The sequence below is a fragment of the Ornithinimicrobium pratense genome (assembly GCF_008843165.1).
GTDB lineage: Bacteria > Actinomycetota > Actinomycetes > Actinomycetales > Dermatophilaceae > Ornithinicoccus > Ornithinicoccus pratensis.
Map to the genome: position 1 here is coordinate 2687604 of NZ_CP044427.1, position 15531 is coordinate 2703134.

Consider the following 15531-nt stretch of genomic DNA (forward strand, 5'->3'; position numbering starts at 1 on the left):
TGCCTCCCTTAGAGCTTCAGCAGGTTGGCGTCATCGACCGAGGCCGAGCGACGCGAACGGAAGATGGACATGATGATCCCCAGGCCGACGACGACCTCCGCGGCGGCCACGACCATGACAAACAGGGCGTAGACCTGCGCGTCGAGGTTGCCGTGGATGCGGGCGAAGGTGATCAGCGCCAGGTTGCAGGCGTTGAGCATGAGCTCGATGCCCATGAAGACGATGATCGTGTTGCGGCGGGTCAGCACCGTCAGGGCGCCGATCGCGAACAGGACCACCGAGAGGTAGACGTAGGCCTCCAGACCCATCAGCGCTCATCCTCCTGCGTGTCGACCGGCTCTCCGGACGCCTGGTCCGGCCCGTGCCCGACCTCCTGGGAGGCCACGGTCCCGCTCGGCATGTCGTCGGCGTCCAGGTCGCCGGCCGGCTCGCCCGCCGAGGTGGCCGCCGTCTGCGGCAGCCGGTAGGCACTGGGGTTGCTGACCTGGCCGCGGGCCACGATTGCGCGCGGCACGGACTCCTCGACCGGGGTGCCGTCCGGCGCCAGGGCCGGAGTGTCGGCCGCGTTGTGCCGGGCGTAGACACCCGGGTTGGGCTTGCCGGCCAGCCAACGGCCCGAACGCAACTTGTCCTGCGCGGCCTGGCGCTGGGTCATCTTGGGCACGAGCCGGTCGCCGTGCGCGAGCACCATGGCGCCCATCACCGCGATGACGAGCAAGGTGCCCAGCGCCTCGAAAGGCAGCACCTGCCGCTCGAAGATCTCGCGCGCCAGCGCGGTCACGCTGCCCTCCGCCTGCGCCTGCTCCAGGCCGACCGGAGCCTGCCAGCTGACCCGAGACAGCCCGTAGACCGCGAAGCCGAGGAAGACCAGGCCGACGGCGAAGGCCCAGCCGCGGTGGCCCCGGATGGTCTCGACCATGGAGTCAGAGGCGTCGACGCCGATCATCATCACGACGAAGAGGAAGAGCATCATCACCGCGCCGGAGTAGACGAAGATCTGGATGATCCCGACGAACTCGGCGCTCTGGACGATGTAGATGATGCCGAGGGTGACCATGACCAGGGCCATGGACACCGCGGCATGCACCGCCTTGCGGGCGAACAGCAGCCCCATGCCACCGGCAACCGCCACGGCGGACAAGAGCCAGAAGACGCCGACCTCCATGCCGCTGATCGTCTCCGCCCCTTCGACCGGGGTCATCGGGGGACCTCCTCGTGCTCGGTCGGGATGCTGCTGGCCTCGGCGTCACGCTGGGCGACGTGGTCCTTCTGGCGCTGGGTCGGACCGGTGACCTGGCCGCGGTAGTAGTCGCGCTCGGTCTTGCCCTCCGCGTACGGGAACGGCGGGGCCAGCATCTCCGAGCCCAACGGCGCCAGCAGCTGGTGCTTCTCATAGATCAGCGGCTCGCGCTCGGCGTCGGCCATCTCGTACTCGTTGGTCATCGTCAGCGCCCGCGTCGGGCAGGCCTCGATGCACAGGCCGCAGAAGATGCAGCGCAGGTAGTTGATCTGGTAGACGCGGCCATAGCGCTCACCGGGGCTGAACCGGGCCTCGTCGGTGTTGTCCGCGCCCTCGACGTAGATCGCGTCGGCGGGGCAGGCCCAGGCGCACAGCTCGCAGCCCACGCACTTCTCCAGCCCGTCCGGGTGCCGGTTGAGCTGATGCCGGCCGTGGTACCGCTTTTGCGTGGGCCGCACCACCTCGGGGTACTCCTGGGTGCGCACCTTGCGGAACATCGTCGCGAAGGTCACCCCGAACCCGGCGACCGGGGCGAAGAGCTGGGACAGGAACCCCGGCTCGGGCTTGCCCCCGGACGGGTCGGCCTCGCTCCGGGCCGGAGCCTGGGCGGGCTCGCGCCGGCTCGGGTGTCCGGCTGCTGTCGGGTCGGTCTGGTCAGCCACGGCTGTCCTCCGCAGGGTCGGTGGTGGTCGAGCTGGGAGTTGCGCTCACCGGGGGTGCCTTGTCCAGGGCGGTCGGCCGCTCCACCAGTCGCTGTCCGGGCAACGGGGGCACGGGGTAGCCGTCGGCGAAGGGGTCGACCTCCTCGGGGACGGCCAGGCGTTCCTCCCGTTCCTCGGCCTTGCGGCGCGAGGCTGCCTCCCAGAAGAAGATCGCGCCGATCACAACCAAACCGATGCCGACCATGGTGAAGACCAGGACGAACCGGCCCTCGCCGAAGAAACCCTCCTGGGCGCTGCGGATCAGCATGACCGCGATGACCCAGACCAGCGAGATGGGGATCAGGACCTTCCAGCCCAGCGCCATGAACTGGTCGTAGCGCACGCGCGGCAGCGAGCCCCGCAGCCAGATGTAGAAGAAGATGAAGCTCCACATCTTCACGGTGAACCACAGCAGGCCCCACCAGCCTTCGTCGAGGAAGGTCCCGTTCAGCGGCCACGGTGCGTGCCAGCCGCCCAGGAACAAGGTGGTCGCCAGGGCGGAGACCGTGAACATGTTGATGTACTCACCGAGGAAGAACATGCCGAACTTCATCGAGGAGTACTCGGTGTGGAAGCCACCACCGAGCTCACCCTCGCCCTCGGCCAGGTCGAAGGGCAACCGGTTGGTCTCCCCCACCATGGTGATGACGTAGACCACGAAGCTGACGAACAGCGGCACGACATACCACAGCGGGATCCCGAGCCACCCGGTCTGCTGCTGGGCGGCCACGATCTGGCTGGTCGACATGGACCCGGAGAAGAGGAAGACCGCCACCAGGGACAGGCCCATCGCGATCTCGTAGGAGATCACCTGGGCCGTCGAGCGCAGCCCACCCAACAACGGGTAGGTCGATCCCGAGGCCCACCCGGCGAGCACGAAGCCGTAGGCACCGACGCCGGCGACGGCCAGCACCAGGAGCACCGCGACCGGGGTGTCGGTCAGCTGCAGCGGCGTGGTGTGGCCGAACATCCGCACCTCGCCGCCCAGCGGGATGATCGCGAAGGAGACGAACGCCAGCGTGGCCACCGTCAGCGGTGCCACGAAGAACATCAGCTTGTCGGCGCCCTTGGGGGTGACGTCCTCCTTGAGGAAGAGCTTGATGCCGTCGGCGGTGGTCTGCAGGATGCCGAGCGGGCCGAGCCGGTTGGGGCCCGGGCGCTGCTGCATCCGGCCGATGAGGCGGCGCTCGGCCCAGATGACCAGGACGACCGAGATCATCACGTAGACGAACAGGAAGAAGGCCTTGACCAGCGACAGCCACATCGGGGTGTCGCTGAAGTCGGCCACCGGCAGGTCGCTCGTGGCGTGCACGCTCAGGCCGGTGGCCAGCATGCCGAGCTCGGGGTAGGCCAAGGCCAGGCTGGCGCTCATACCTCACCTCGCGGGGTGTCGGAGTGGTCGGGGCTCGCCTGTGTGCTCGCCGGGGAGATCTGCACGACCGCGCCCGCGTCGACACCGAGGGTCGGGCGGACGGCGGAGCCACGCGAGTTGGTGGGGACCCACACGACGCCGTCGTGCATCGGGGTGATGACCACCGGCAGGGTGATCGCGCCGCGGGCGGTGGAGACGGTCAGCAGGTCGTCGTCGGCCACGCCCAGCAGCCCGGCGGTGCCGGCGGAGATGCGGGCCACCGGCCGCGGCGCGGTGCCAGCGAGGAACGGCTCGCCGTCCTGCAGCCGACCGGCGTCCAGCAGGTGGTGCCAGGTAGCCAGGACCGCCTCACCCTCTGCCGGGGCGGCGGGGCCGGCCGGCGAGACCTGCGGGGACAGGGCGCGAGAGCCGCTGTGCTGCTCCAGGCCGGTGAGCTCACGCTGCACCACACCCAGCGCCTCGGTGCCCAGCCGCACGCCCATGGCGTCGGCGAGCCGGTGCAGGACGACGTGGTCGGAGACCGCCGTGGAGTCGATGGCCTGCTCAAAGGGCCGCAGGCGACCCTCCCAGGTGGCGTAGGAGCCGGCCTTCTCCTGCTGCGGGGCGACCGGCAGGATCACGTCGGCGAACTCGTGCACCTCGCTCTCTCGGACCTCCAGGGAGACGACGAAGGCGCGGGTCAGGGCCCGGCGGGCCAGCTGCGGGTCGGGCAGGTCGTCGATCTCGACGCCCCCGACGACCAGCGCGGCGAGCTCGCCGTCCGCGGCGGCTCGCAGGATCGCGGTGGTGTCCCGGCCACTGCCGACCGGCAGGTCGGACGCGTCCAGACCCCAGCGGCCGGCGACAGCGGCCCGACCGGTGTCGTCGGTCACCAGGCGGCCGCCGGGCAGCAGCCCCGGCAGCGCACCGACCTCGACCGCGCCGCGTTCCCCGGCGCGACGGGGCACCCAGGCCACGGCGGCTCCGGTCTGCCGGGCGAGCGCGGCGGCCGCGGACAGCGCACCGGGCACCCCTGCCAGGCGCTCGCCGACCAGGATCACCGAGGTGTCGGTCAGGGAGTCGGACGCTGCGTGGTAGTCGTCCGTGTCCACCGGCTCGGTGGTGCCGTCGACCGGGCGGGCCGCCCCGCTGGCCCGGTGCTCGGCCAGCGCCTGCAGCACCTCGGCCTCGGTGCCCGGCGCGGACGCGAGCAGCGTGCCGCCGAGCTTGCGCAGGCCAGAGGTGGCGAACGGGGCGACCGAGTAGACCTTCAGCCCCTTCTTACGCATCGCCTTGCGCAGGCGCAGGAAGACGATCGGGCTCTCCTCCTGGGGCTCGAGCCCGACGAGCAGGACCGAACCGGCCTGCTCCACAGAGGTGTAGGTGACGTCGTGCACGCCCGCGACGTGGGCGGCGAGGAAGTCGGCCTCCTCCGCGCTGTGCGGGCGGGCCCGCGCATCGACGTCGTTGGTGCCCAGGGCGACCCGGGCGAACTTGGCGTAGGCGTAGGCGTCCTCGACGCTGACGCGGCCACCGGGGAGCACACCCACCCGGCCCTGAGCCTGCGCCAGGCCCCGCGCGGCGGCGCGGTAGGCCTCACCCCAGGAGGTGACGGCATACTGCCCGTCCGCCCCCCGCACGACCGGGTCGCGCAGGCGGTCCGGCAGGGCCGCGTAGGCGAAGGCCCACCGGCCCTTGTCGCAGTTCCACTCCTCGTTGACCTGGGGATCGTCCAGCGCCATCCGCCGCAGCACGACGCCGCGACGGTGGTCGGTTCGGATCGCGCAGCCGGAGGCGCAGTGCTCGCACACGCTCTGGGTGGAGATCAGGTCAAAGGGCCGGGACCGGAAGCGGTAGGCCGCCCCGGTCAGCGCCCCGACCGGGCAGATCTGGACGGTGTTGCCGGAGAAGTAGGACTCGAACGGCTTCTCCTCATAGATGGCCACCTGCTGCAGGGCACCCCGCTCGGCGAGCGCGATGAACGGGTCACCGGCGATCTCGTCGGAGAACCGGGTGCACCTGGCGCACAGCACGCAGCGCTCCCGGTCCAGCAGCACCTGGGAGGAGATGTTGACCGGCTTGGGGAAGGTGCGCTTGACGTCGGTGAACCGGGAGGTGGGCCGCCCGTCGGACATGGCCTGGTTCTGCAGCGGGCACTCTCCGCCCTTGTCGCAGACCGGGCAATCGAGCGGGTGGTTGATCAGCAGCAGCTCCATGACACCGGTCTGCGCCTTGTCGGCGACCGGGGAGGTGTGCTGGGTTTTGACGACCATGCCGGGGCTGACCGTCATGGTGCAGGAGGCCTGCGGCTTGGGCATCGGCTTGACGTTGCCCTCGCGGTCCGGCATCGCCACGTCGACCAGGCACTGACGGCAGGCGCCGACCGGGTCCAGCAGCGGGTGGTCGCAGAACCGGGGGATGTGGATGCCGACCTGCTCGGCGGCCCGGATCACCAGGGTGCCCTCGGGCACCTGGACCGGGATGTTGTCGATGGTCAGCTCGATCAGCTTGACCTCGGGCTCGGGGGCCGGGATGCGCGCGTCGCCGCCGTCGGTGACGGAGTTGCCGCCAGCGGCCGGCGAGGTGTTGACGGTCATGCGGGCTGGCTCTCCTTCGCGAACAGGGTGCTCCGCTCGGGCGGGAAAAGCTCGTGCCAGGGGGTGTGCATCCCCTGCTCGAACTCTTCGCGGAAGTACTGGATGGCCGAGGTGATGGGGCTGGTGGCGCCGTCACCGAGGGCGCAGAACGCGCGGCCGAGGATGTTGTCGCAGATGTCGAGGAGCTTCTCGATGTCGCCCGGCTGGCCCATGCCCTGCTCCAGCCGGTTCATCACCTGCTTGAGCCAGTAGGTGCCCTCGCGGCAGGGGGTGCATTTGCCGCAGGACTCGTGGGCGTAGAAGTCGGTCCACCGAGAGACGGCGCGCACCACCGAGGTGGTCTCGTCGAAGATCTGCAGCGCCCGGGTGCCCAGCATCGAGCCCTCGGCGGCGACCGACTCAAAGTCGAGCGGCACGTCCAGGTGGGCGTCGGTGAAGATCGGCGTCGATGAACCGCCGGGGGTCCAGAACTTCAGCTTGCGCCCGCCCCGCATCCCGCCGGCCATGTCGAGCAGCTCGCGCAGGGTGATCCCCAGCGGCGCCTCATACTGACCGGGTCGGGTGACGTGACCGGAGAGACTGAACAGGCCAAAGCCCGTGGACTTCTCCGTGCCCATGTCGGCGAACCAGTCGGCGCCGTGCAGCAGGATCGGCGGGATCGAGGCGATCGACTCCACGTTGTTGACGACCGTCGGCCGGGCGTAGAGGCCGGCGACGGCGGGGAACGGCGGCTTGAGCCGCGGCTGGCCGCGGCGCCCCTCCAGCGAGTCCAGCAGTGCTGTCTCCTCCCCGCAGATGTAGGCACCGGCGCCGGCGTGCACGGTGATCTCCAGGTCGAAGCCTGAACCCAGGATGTTCTGGCCCAGGTAGCCCGCGGCCCTGGCCTCCTCCACCGCGCGCAGCAGGCGGCGGTAGACGTGCACGGTCTCCCCGCGTAGGTAGATGAAGGCGTGGTGGCAGCCGATGGCATAGCTGGTGATGATCATGCCCTCGATGAGGAACTGGGGGGCAGCCATCAGCAGCGGGATGTCCTTGCAGGTGCCCGGCTCGGACTCGTCGGCGTTGACCACCAGGTAGCGGGGTCCGCCGTCCGGCGGGGGCAGGAAGCCCCACTTCATCCCGGTGGGGAAGCCCGCGCCGCCGCGGCCACGCAGACCCGATCCCTTGGCCATGTCCACCAGCGCGGCCGGATCCTTGCCCAGCGCGGCGCGCAGGCCTTGGTAGCCCTCGTTGGCCTCATAGGTGGCCAGGGTCCAGGACTGCGGGTCGTCCCAGAACTTGGACAGGACCGGCGTCAGTCGTGTGCTCACCGCTCCTCCTCCTTCGTGTTCTCACCGACGGGGCGAGCGTCGCCGGCGGGACCGCCGCCGCCAGGCTGCTCGTCGGGCCGGTTGCTCGGGGTGTCGGCCGAGCTCGGGCGGCCACGGTCCAGGCCACCTTCCTGCCCGGCCGGGGTGGCCTGGGTCTGCTGTGCGTCGGGCACAGCGTCGCCATCGGTTCCGCCCGGGGCGCTCCAGCCCATCTTCTGGGCCAGCAGGGTGCCCTGGAGCGAGGCGGGGCCGGCGCCAACGCCCTCGTCGGCGCGGCCGTCGGTGAAGCCGGCCAGCACCCGGGAGACCTCCTTGAAGGTGCCCACCCGGGAGGGGCCGCGGGTGGGCGCGACAGGCTCGCCAGCGCGCAGCCGGTCCACGACCTGCCTGGCGGACTCGGGCGTCTGGTTGTCGAAGAACTCCCAGTTGACCATCACCACTGGCGCGAAGTCGCAGGCGGCGTTGCACTCGACCCGCTCGAGGGTGATCTTGCCGTCCTCGGTGGTCTCGTCGTGACCGATCCCGAGGTACTCGCTGAGCTCCTCGAAGAGCTGGTCCCCGCCCATGATCGCGCAGAGGGTGTTGGTGCAGACGCCGACCGTGTAGTCACCGTTGGGGTGGCGCTTGTACTGGGTGTAGAAGGTGGCGACACCGCTGACCTCGGCGGTCGTCAGCCCCAGCTGCTCGGCGCAGAAGTGCACCCCACGACCGGTGATGTAGCCGTCCACCGACTGGACCAGGTGCAGCAGCGGCAGCAGGGCGGAGCGCTGCTGCGGGTAGCGGGAGATGACCTTGGCCGCGTCGGCCGACATCCGCTCCAGCACGTCGGGCGGGTACGGCTCGTCCGAGGCGCGCAGCGGGGCCTGCGGGTGCAGCGGCGAGGGGGCGAACATCGACTCGTGCGTGCTCCTCGCCGCCCGGCCCGCGCCCGCGTCCGCTGCGGCCCTGGCCACGTCCTGGCTCTCACCACCTGGTGCGATGCTCATCGGTCTACCCCTCCCATCACCGGGTCGATCGAGGCGACCGCGACGATCACGTCGGCGACGAGACCGCCCTCGGACAACGCCGAGGCCGCCTGCAGGTTGTTAAAGCTCGGGTCACGGAAGTGGGCGCGATAGGGCCGGGTGCCGCCATCGGAGACGGCGTGCACACCCAGCTCGCCCTTGGGCGACTCCACCGCGGCGTAGGCCTGCCCCGGCGGGACGCGGAAACCCTCGGTGACCAGCTTGAAGTGGTGGATCAGGCTCTCCATCGACTCGCCCATGATCTCCCGGATGTGGTCCAGGCTGTTGCCCTGGCCGTCGGCACCGACCGAGAGCTGGGCCGGCCAGGCGATCTTGCGGTCGGCGACCATCACCGGCGCTCCTTCGCTGGCCCGCAGCCGCTCGATGGCCTGGCCCACGATCCGCAGCGACTGCCAGATCTCGTCCAGACGAATCACGGTCCGGCTGTAGGCGTCGTGGTCGGGGCGGGTGATGACGTCGAAGTCGTAGGTCTCATAACCGCAGTAGGGGTCGACCTTGCGCAGGTCGTGCGGCAGACCGGTCGAGCGCAGGATCGGCCCGGTGACGCCGAGCGCCATGCAGTTGGCCAGCGACAGGTAGCCAACATTGACGGTGCGGCCCTTATAGATGGGGTTCTCCAGCAGCAGCAGCTCCAGCTCGTGCACGCCCCTGCGCAGGTCCGGCAGCTCATCCTCCAGCGCGTCCAGGTGCTCGGACAGCACGTCCTGGGCCACCCCGCCGGGCCGCACGTAGGCGTGGTTCATCCGCAGCCCGGTGACAGCCTCCATGAACCGCAGGATGCGCTCGCGCTCCCGGAAGCCCACCGTCATGATGGTGGTGGCGCCCAGCTCCATCCCCCGGTCGCCAGGGCGATCAAGTGGGAGGCCACGCGGTAAAGCTCCATGACCAGCACCCGGATGTCGTTGGCCCGCTGCGGGATCTGGTCGGTGATGCCGAGCAGCTTCTCGATCGCCAGACAGTAGGCGGTCTCGTTGAAGACCGGCATCAGGTAGTCCATCCGGGTGCAGAAGGTGGTGCCCTGGACCCAGGTGCGGTACTCCATGTTCTTCTCGATGCCGGTGTGCAGGAAGCCGATGCCGGCTCGGGCCTCCGTCACCGCCTCGCCGTCCAGCTCCAGCACCAGGCGCAGTACGCCGTGGGTAGAGGGGTGCTGCGGACCCATGTTGACGACGATGCGCTCGGCGCCCAGGTTGGCGGCGTCGCGGGCGATGTCGTCCCAGTCGCCTCCTCCGGCCGTGAAGACGGCGTCGCCGTCCACCGTCTGGGCACCGCCGGGCTCGGGGTCCGCGTGCCCGAAGCTCTGGGACGCGCCGTGGTCGGTGGTGGTCACGAGTAGCTCCTCCGCTCATCGGGCGCCGGGATGGTGGCGCCCTTGTACTCGACCGGGATACCGCCGAGCGGGTAGTCCTTGCGCTGGGGGTGACCCGGCCAGTCGTCCGGCATCAGGATGCGGGTCAGGCCGGGGTGGCCCTCAAAGATGATCCCGAACATGTCCCAGGTCTCCCGCTCGTGCCAGTCGACGGCCGGGTAGACGTGCACGATGGACGGGATGCGCGGGTCGGCGTCGGGGCAGGTGACCTCGAACCGGACGCGACGTGCGCCATGGGTGATGGACAGGAAGTGGTAGACGGCGTGCAACTCGGCGCCCTCCTGCTCGGGCCAGTGCACACCGGAGACCCCCGAGCACATCTCGAAGCGCAGCCGCGCGTCGTCCCGCAGCGGCTTGACGAGGGCCACCAGCTGCTCGCGGCGCACGTGCAGGGTCAGCTCCCCGCGGTCGACGACGACCCGCTCCACTCCCGCCGCGAACGCCTCCGGCGCTGCGGTCTCGAGCGCGTCGACCACCTCGTCGAAGTAGGAGCCGTAGGGTCGCTCGGCCTCCCCCGGGAACAGGATCGGCACCTCCAGGTGGCCGTACCCCGAGGTGTCGTTGCCCACGGAGCTGCCAAACAAACCCTTCCGTCGTGCCACCTGCACGGGCTCGCCCGGCGTGCCCCGCCGGGCCGCCACCGCGCCGCCACCGGACCCCTGTGCGTCCGTGGTGCTGACGAGCTGCTCCTCGGTGCGAGGAGGCTGGGCGACGGGGTCGCGCGTGGTCTCGTGCGCGGGTGGGGCCTTGTCGGGGGTCTCCGGTCCGGTGCTCGTCACGCCAGCAACCCCTTCATCTCGTGCGTCGGCGTGGCCCGTAGCGCTGCGGCCTCGGCGGCGCGGGCGGCCTGCTCGCGGTGGACTCCGAACTTGAACTCGCGGATCTGCTTGTGCAGCTCCAGGACCGCGTTCAGCAGCATCTCCGGGCGCGGGGGGCAGCCGGGTAGATAGACATCCACCGGGACGATGTGGTCCACGCCCTGGACGATCGCGTAGTTGTTGAACATCCCGCCGGAGCTGGCGCACACCCCCATCGCGATGACCCACTTGGGGTTCGGCATCTGGTCGTAGACCTGCCGCACGACCGGGGCCATCTTCTGCGACACCCGGCCGGCCACGATCATCAGGTCGGCCTGGCGGGGGGTGGCTGCGAAGCGCTCCATACCGAACCGGGCGATGTCGTAGTCGGGCGTGCCGACCGCCATCATCTCGATGGCGCAGCAGGCCAGCCCGAAGGTCGCCGGCCACACGGAGTGCTGGCGCAGGTGACCGGCCAGCCCTTCGACGGTGGACAACATGAAGCCACCGGGAATCTTGTCCTCAAGACCCATGGGTCACACCTCTTTCAGCAAGCGGTCGGTGGTCTGCAGGGTCAGTCCCATTCCAGGCCCCCCCTGCTCCACTCGTAGACGAACGGGACGGACACGACGACGAGGAACAGCAGCATCGCCAGCACCGAGAACAGCCCCACCTGCTCGAAGGCCACCGCGAAGGGGTAGAGGAAGAGCACCTCTACGTCGAAGACGATGAACAGCATCGCGGTCAGGTAGAACTTGACCGGCACCCGGCCGCCCTGGTGTGCCTGGGGCGTGGGCTGGATACCGCACTCGTAGGCCTCGGCCTTGGCCCGGTTGTAGCTGACCCTGCCCAGCAGGCCTCCGCCGAAGACCGAGCCGAAGGCGAAGAGCAGGCCGAAGGCCAGGAAGAAGAGGACCGGCACATAGGGGTGGTAGTCCATCATTGCCAGGACTCCTTTCGGGACGTGCTCGGCGTGGGGAACACCAGTTTCAGGGTCGGGCGCACGACCATCCTAGGCTCAGGCTGGCCGTTCATGCCGCAGGGGTCATCCGGCTCAGCGCGTTGATCACGCGGTCATCCAGCCGGCCGCCGCGCTCCTGCGGCAGGTTGGCCATGATCTTGATCAGCAGCCGCATCAGGGCCTTGCGGGGCAGGCCGTAGCGGACCGCCAGACGCATCACCTCGGGGTGGCCGATCAGGGTGGCGAACTGCTTGCCGAGCATGAAGTAGCCGCCGAGCGCGTCCTTCATCACCTTGGGATAGGAGCGCAGCACGGCCTCGGTCTCCCCCGGCGTGGCGCGGGCCAGGGCGGAGGCGATGATCTCGGCGCCGTAGCGGCCAGCCTCCATCGCCTCGGCGATGCCCTCGCCGTTGAACGGGTTGACCATGCCGCCGGCGTCGCCCACGAGCAGCAGACCGCGGTCGTAGAGAGGCTGGCGGTTGAAGCACATCGGCAGGGCAGCCCCGCGGATCGGCGCCAGCCGGGTCTCTTCGGAAAAGCCCCAGTCCTCCGGCATCTCGGCCACCCAGCGGCGCATGACCTCGCGCGAGTCGAAGTTGCCGAAGTCCTTGAAGGTGTCGAGGATGCCCAGCCCGACGTTGGCGGTCCCGTCGCCGAGCGGGAAGATCCAGCCGTAGCCGGGCATGAGGTGGCGGGCGCCGGCCTCGTCCTGCGTCCACAGCTCCAGCCAGGACTCCAGATACCCGTCGTCGTGGCGGGGGGTGCTGAAGTAGCTGCGCACCGCCACACCCATCGGCCGGTCGTCCCGCTTGGGCCGGTCCATCGCCAGCGAGAGCCTGCTGGAGTTGCCGTCCGCAGCGACCACGACACGCGCCCGGAACTCACGGGTCGCTCCCGTGGCGCGGCCGTTCGGCCCCATCACCTTGGCGGTGACACCGACGATGTGGTCGCGGTGGTCGAGGATCGGGCCCGAGACGTTCATCCCCTGCAGCAGCCGTGCGCCCCGGCGCTCCGCGTGCCGGGCCAGGGTCTCGTCCAGGTCCATCCGGGTGCGGACCAGGCCGAAGGGCGGGAAGGTCTCGTTCCCTGGCCAGTCCAGCTCCATCCGGACCCCGCCGCCGACGATGCGCAGCCCTCGGGTGCGGTGCCACCCGTCCTCCGGGCGGGTCGGGACCCCGAGGTTGATCAGCTCGCGGACCGCGCGCGGGGTCAGGCCGTCGCCGCAGATCTTGTCGCGGGGGAAGGTGGCCTTCTCCAGCAGCAGGACGTCCAGCCCGTGCTGCGCCAGGTATGCGGCAGTGGCCGAACCACCGGGGCCTGCGCCGACAACGATGACGTCGGCGGTCTCGACCTGCTCACTCACGATGCGCACTGACACCTTCGCTTGTGACAACTTTCACGAACTCAGCAAGTCTAGGCCCGCTGCCCCTCGGGCCCGGCATAGGCCCACCTTCTCCAGATTAGGGCAGACCCCCTGCGCCAAATCGGGCTCGGTGCTACCGCGCGCACCCCGGTTCCTGCCCCGCTCACGGATGACGAGCCGGCTGTAGGTGAGTTCGCGGCCGTGGTGCCTACCGCAGCCTCCGCTCCAGCACGTCCCGCAGGATCAGGGCACGCCCGCGCACCTGCTCCAGCGCCGCCGTCTGGGCCAGGAACAGCTCGGCGCAGGCCACGGCGTCCGTCAGCGCCGAGTGAGCCCGGTAGCGCGGCAGCCCGTGCCGGCGCCGGCAGGCGTCGAGCCGGACCGTGCCGGCCTGCAGCTCGTGGTGCTGGGCGCGCAGCAGGCGCCGGGCGATCTGCAGGGTGTCCACCACCGGCATCCCCACCGCCGTGCCGTAGACCTGGCGGCAGGCCGCCGCCAGGAAGGTTGCCTCGACCTCGGCGAAGTGGGCCAGCAGCACCCTGCGCGGTGGGGGGGCATCCTGGGGGACCCCCGGCACGGGGGTCTCATGGAGGAGGGCGGCCAGCACCTCGGGCAGCACCTGCTCCATCGTGGGTGCCTGGGCCAGTGCGTCGTCGGTGAGCCCGTGCACGACGGCGGAGTCGCCGACCTGCCCGCGGGGCCGCACCGGCAGGTGGCGGGCCGTGCCCAGGTGCACCTGACCGCCCCGGACCACCACCATCCCTACCGACAACACCTCGTCCTTGCGTGGGTCCAGCCCGGTCGTCTCAAGGTCGATCGCGAGCAGCTCGACCCGCTCCAGCGGCGTGTCCGCAGGCACCACCGCCGCGGCAGCCAGATCGGCCAGTGGGGTGCCGGGCGGGACCACGGGCTCCCGGCCCCCGGCCGCAGACGTCCCCACCAGCTCATCAGCCCACCCGCGGCAGACGGGCGCCCAGAGCCTGCTGCGCGGAACGGACGATCTGGAAGGCGTCGCGCAGGTGCCGCCGGTCCAGGCTGCCCAGGTCCTCGGGGTTGAGATGGTTGTCCGGACGCTGCCCCGCCCGGACCTGGCGGGCCTGGTGCCGCACCCGCAGGTAGGACATGAGCTCAAAGGCGTCGGCCAGGTCGGTCGCGGTCTGGGCCGACAACCCGCCCCCGGCCGCGGCGGCCTCCAGCCGGAGCCTCGTCCCGAGCGCCCTCGACCCCGCCCGCACCGCGTGCACCCGCGCCAGCTGGACCACGGCCGTGACACCCCTCTTGATGTCCAGCGTGTCCCGGTGCTCTCCGGCGTCCTCGAGCACGAAGCCGCGGAAGAAGCCGATCGGCGGGCGCATCCGGGACGCCTGCCCGGCGAGGTAGGCCACGAGCAGGTCCGAGCGCCCGCCCATCGGGACGACTTCCTCCCGCAACCCCTCCACCAGGGCCGGCTCGCCGAAGACGCACCGCATGTCGTAGAAGATCGCCGCCCACAGGACCGCATTGGGCTCGGGCTCGTGGCTCCAGCGGGCAAACTGAGAGCGCCACTGCGACACCGTCATCCGCCACCGCGGGTTGGAAGCCATGATGTCGCCGCCGCAGGGTGGCAACCCGGCCGCCTCCAGCCCCTCGGTCACCCGTTCGGCCAACAGGGCCCACCACGGGTCGTGCGGGTCGGTGTCGTCGGCGAGGACCAGTGCGTGGTCCTGGTCGCCCCCCAACCCCATCTCCTCCCGCGCCGCGGACCCGAGCCAGACCCAGGTATACCGCCCCGGAGCCTCACCATGACCGGCATCACGCAGCTCGGCCACGGTCAGCTCGAGCAGGCGCACCACCACGGCGTCGGCAAGCGCCGTGGTCACCCGTCCGATGTCCTCGGCGCTGGCGTCCTCGGCCACCAGCTGCTCCACGACCGAGGGGATCCGGCGCGCCTGCTCCACCACGCCCACGACGTCGGTCTGGCCGCTGATGTCGGCGACGAGGTAGACGGGGTTGGAACGCTCCAGCCGGACCAGATCGGTGGTGGTCACCAGCCCGAGGATCCGACCGGACCCGTCCCGCACCGGCAGGTGGTGGATGTTGCGGCCGGTCATCTCCAGCAACACCTCCAGGGCCAGCGCCTCCGCCCCCACCGTGATCGGGTCCGGGGTCATCACCTCCGCCACCGGCCGGTCCGGCGCGATGCCCGCCGCCAGCACCCGGCGTCGCAGGTCGCGGTCGGTGACGATGCCGAGCAGCTCTTCCCCACGCATGATGAGCAGCGAGGAGACCCCCGCCCGGGTCATCTCCTGAGCGGCCTGGGCGATGGTGACCTCCGGACCGGATCGGACCGGTTCGGCCCGGATCATGTCGCGCACGGCGGTCCGCAGGACCGAGGACCCCCGGCTCGGCGCCTGGAGCTGGCCGATCGCGGTCCGGATCCGGTCGTGGTGGGTGCCGGCGAAGTGGGCGGCCACGGCCGGGTGGGCGGTCGTCAGCTCATCGAAAGCGTCCTGCGGCAGTTGGATGAGCAAGGTGTCCTCCCGGGCGGTCACCTGATACCGCGTCGGCACGTGCTCAACCACCGAGGACATCCCGAAGGCGCCGCCGGCGCCGACCCTGTCCACCAGCTGCCCCTCGTCGGTGATGTCCACCGCCCCGGAGCGGACCACGAAGAGCCGGTCGTTGCGCGAACCCGCCCGCAGCACCGTCGCCCCCCGCCGGGCATAGCTCAGGGTGCAGCGCCGCGGCAGAGCGTCCAGCACCTGCTCCGGCAGCACGTCGAACGGCGGGTGCTGGGCCAGGAAGTCCCTGATCTCGGCGAGCTCGACGTCCATACCC

13 protein-coding genes and 1 pseudogene are annotated in these 15531 nt (G+C 70.7%); all 14 read right to left on the reverse strand.

Going from position 1 to position 15531, the window contains the following annotated elements:
• Positions 1-8 precede the first annotated feature (8 nt).
• The 14 genes and pseudogenes from nuoK to FY030_RS12465 all read right to left on the reverse strand — a co-directional run bounded on the left by nuoK (position 9) and on the right by FY030_RS12465 (position 15527).
• Entirely contained in the window at positions 9-308 is a 300-nt protein-coding gene (gene nuoK / locus FY030_RS12400; protein WP_158061773.1) for an NADH-quinone oxidoreductase subunit NuoK, read from the reverse strand.
• Positions 308-1201 carry an NADH-quinone oxidoreductase subunit J gene (locus FY030_RS12405; RefSeq protein ID WP_158061774.1) on the reverse strand — a complete coding sequence of 298 codons (894 nt, stop codon included), beginning with the start codon at positions 1199-1201 and terminating at the stop codon, positions 308-310. Before FY030_RS12405 ends, nuoK begins: the two co-directional genes overlap by 1 nt.
• Positions 1198-1902 (reverse strand): NADH-quinone oxidoreductase subunit NuoI, encoded by a 705-nt coding sequence (nuoI, locus tag FY030_RS12410; protein ID WP_192498595.1) that lies wholly within the window; start codon positions 1900-1902, stop codon positions 1198-1200. Before nuoI ends, FY030_RS12405 begins: the two co-directional genes overlap by 4 nt.
• Positions 1895-3313: an NADH-quinone oxidoreductase subunit NuoH gene (gene nuoH, locus FY030_RS12415; RefSeq protein ID WP_158061776.1), complete on the reverse strand. Its 1419-nt coding sequence runs from the start codon at positions 3311-3313 to the stop codon at positions 1895-1897. The genes nuoI and nuoH overlap by 8 nt, the downstream gene beginning before the upstream one ends.
• The gene (locus tag FY030_RS12420; protein ID WP_158061777.1) at positions 3310-5889 is read right to left on the reverse strand and encodes an NADH-quinone oxidoreductase subunit G; all 2580 of its coding nucleotides are present in this window, start codon (positions 5887-5889) and stop codon (positions 3310-3312) included. The genes nuoH and FY030_RS12420 overlap by 4 nt, the downstream gene beginning before the upstream one ends.
• On the reverse strand, positions 5886-7199 hold the full coding sequence (nuoF, locus tag FY030_RS12425) for an NADH-quinone oxidoreductase subunit NuoF (RefSeq protein ID WP_158061778.1): 1314 nt from the start codon (positions 7197-7199) through the stop codon (positions 5886-5888). Before nuoF ends, FY030_RS12420 begins: the two co-directional genes overlap by 4 nt.
• Positions 7196-8092 carry an NADH-quinone oxidoreductase subunit NuoE gene (gene nuoE / locus FY030_RS12430; protein ID WP_158062815.1) on the reverse strand — a complete coding sequence of 299 codons (897 nt, stop codon included), beginning with the start codon at positions 8090-8092 and terminating at the stop codon, positions 7196-7198. The genes nuoF and nuoE overlap by 4 nt, the downstream gene beginning before the upstream one ends.
• 89 nt (positions 8093-8181) lie before the next feature.
• Positions 8182-9482 (reverse strand): annotated as a pseudogene (locus tag FY030_RS12435) (NADH-quinone oxidoreductase subunit D).
• 68 nt (positions 9483-9550) lie between these two features.
• A complete protein-coding gene (locus FY030_RS12440; RefSeq protein WP_238348675.1) occupies positions 9551-10234 on the reverse strand; it encodes an NADH-quinone oxidoreductase subunit C in 684 nt (227 codons plus the stop codon).
• A 134-nt stretch (positions 10235-10368) separates the two neighbouring features.
• Entirely contained in the window at positions 10369-10923 is a 555-nt protein-coding gene (locus tag FY030_RS12445; RefSeq protein ID WP_158061780.1) for a NuoB/complex I 20 kDa subunit family protein, read from the reverse strand.
• A gap of 41 nt (positions 10924-10964) precedes the next feature.
• Positions 10965-11330, reverse strand: coding sequence for an NADH-quinone oxidoreductase subunit A (locus FY030_RS12450; RefSeq protein ID WP_158062816.1), 366 nt, complete (start codon positions 11328-11330; stop codon positions 10965-10967).
• A gap of 91 nt (positions 11331-11421) precedes the next feature.
• On the reverse strand, positions 11422-12714 hold the full coding sequence (locus FY030_RS12455; protein ID WP_158061781.1) for a geranylgeranyl reductase family protein: 1293 nt from the start codon (positions 12712-12714) through the stop codon (positions 11422-11424).
• A 208-nt stretch (positions 12715-12922) separates the two neighbouring features.
• On the reverse strand, positions 12923-13654 hold the full coding sequence (locus FY030_RS12460; protein ID WP_192498596.1) for an exonuclease domain-containing protein: 732 nt from the start codon (positions 13652-13654) through the stop codon (positions 12923-12925).
• Between the two features lie 7 nt (positions 13655-13661).
• Positions 13662-15527, reverse strand: coding sequence for a putative nucleotidyltransferase substrate binding domain-containing protein (locus FY030_RS12465; RefSeq protein ID WP_158061783.1), 1866 nt, complete (start codon positions 15525-15527; stop codon positions 13662-13664).
• Positions 15528-15531: the final 4 nt, after the last annotated feature.

Bases quoted from the DNA above. Each gene is read 5' to 3' on its own strand.
- nuoK (WP_158061773.1), bottom strand. From the start codon at position 308: ATGGGTCTGGAGGCCTACGTCTACCTCTCGGTGGTCCTGTTCGCGATC.
- FY030_RS12405 (WP_158061774.1), bottom strand. From the start codon at position 1,201: ATGACCCCGGTCGAAGGGGCGGAGACGATCAGCGGCATGGAGGTCGGC.
- nuoH (WP_158061776.1), bottom strand. From the start codon at position 3,313: ATGAGCGCCAGCCTGGCCTTGGCCTACCCCGAGCTCGGCATGCTGGCC.
- FY030_RS12420 (WP_158061777.1), bottom strand. From the start codon at position 5,889: ATGACCGTCAACACCTCGCCGGCCGCTGGCGGCAACTCCGTCACCGAC.
- nuoE (WP_158062815.1), bottom strand. From the start codon at position 8,092: ATGTTCGCCCCCTCGCCGCTGCACCCGCAGGCCCCGCTGCGCGCCTCG.
- FY030_RS12445 (WP_158061780.1), bottom strand. From the start codon at position 10,923: ATGGGTCTTGAGGACAAGATTCCCGGTGGCTTCATGTTGTCCACCGTC.
- FY030_RS12450 (WP_158062816.1), bottom strand. From the start codon at position 11,330: ATGGACTACCACCCCTATGTGCCGGTCCTCTTCTTCCTGGCCTTCGGC.
- FY030_RS12465 (WP_158061783.1), bottom strand. From the start codon at position 15,527: ATGGACGTCGAGCTCGCCGAGATCAGGGACTTCCTGGCCCAGCACCCG.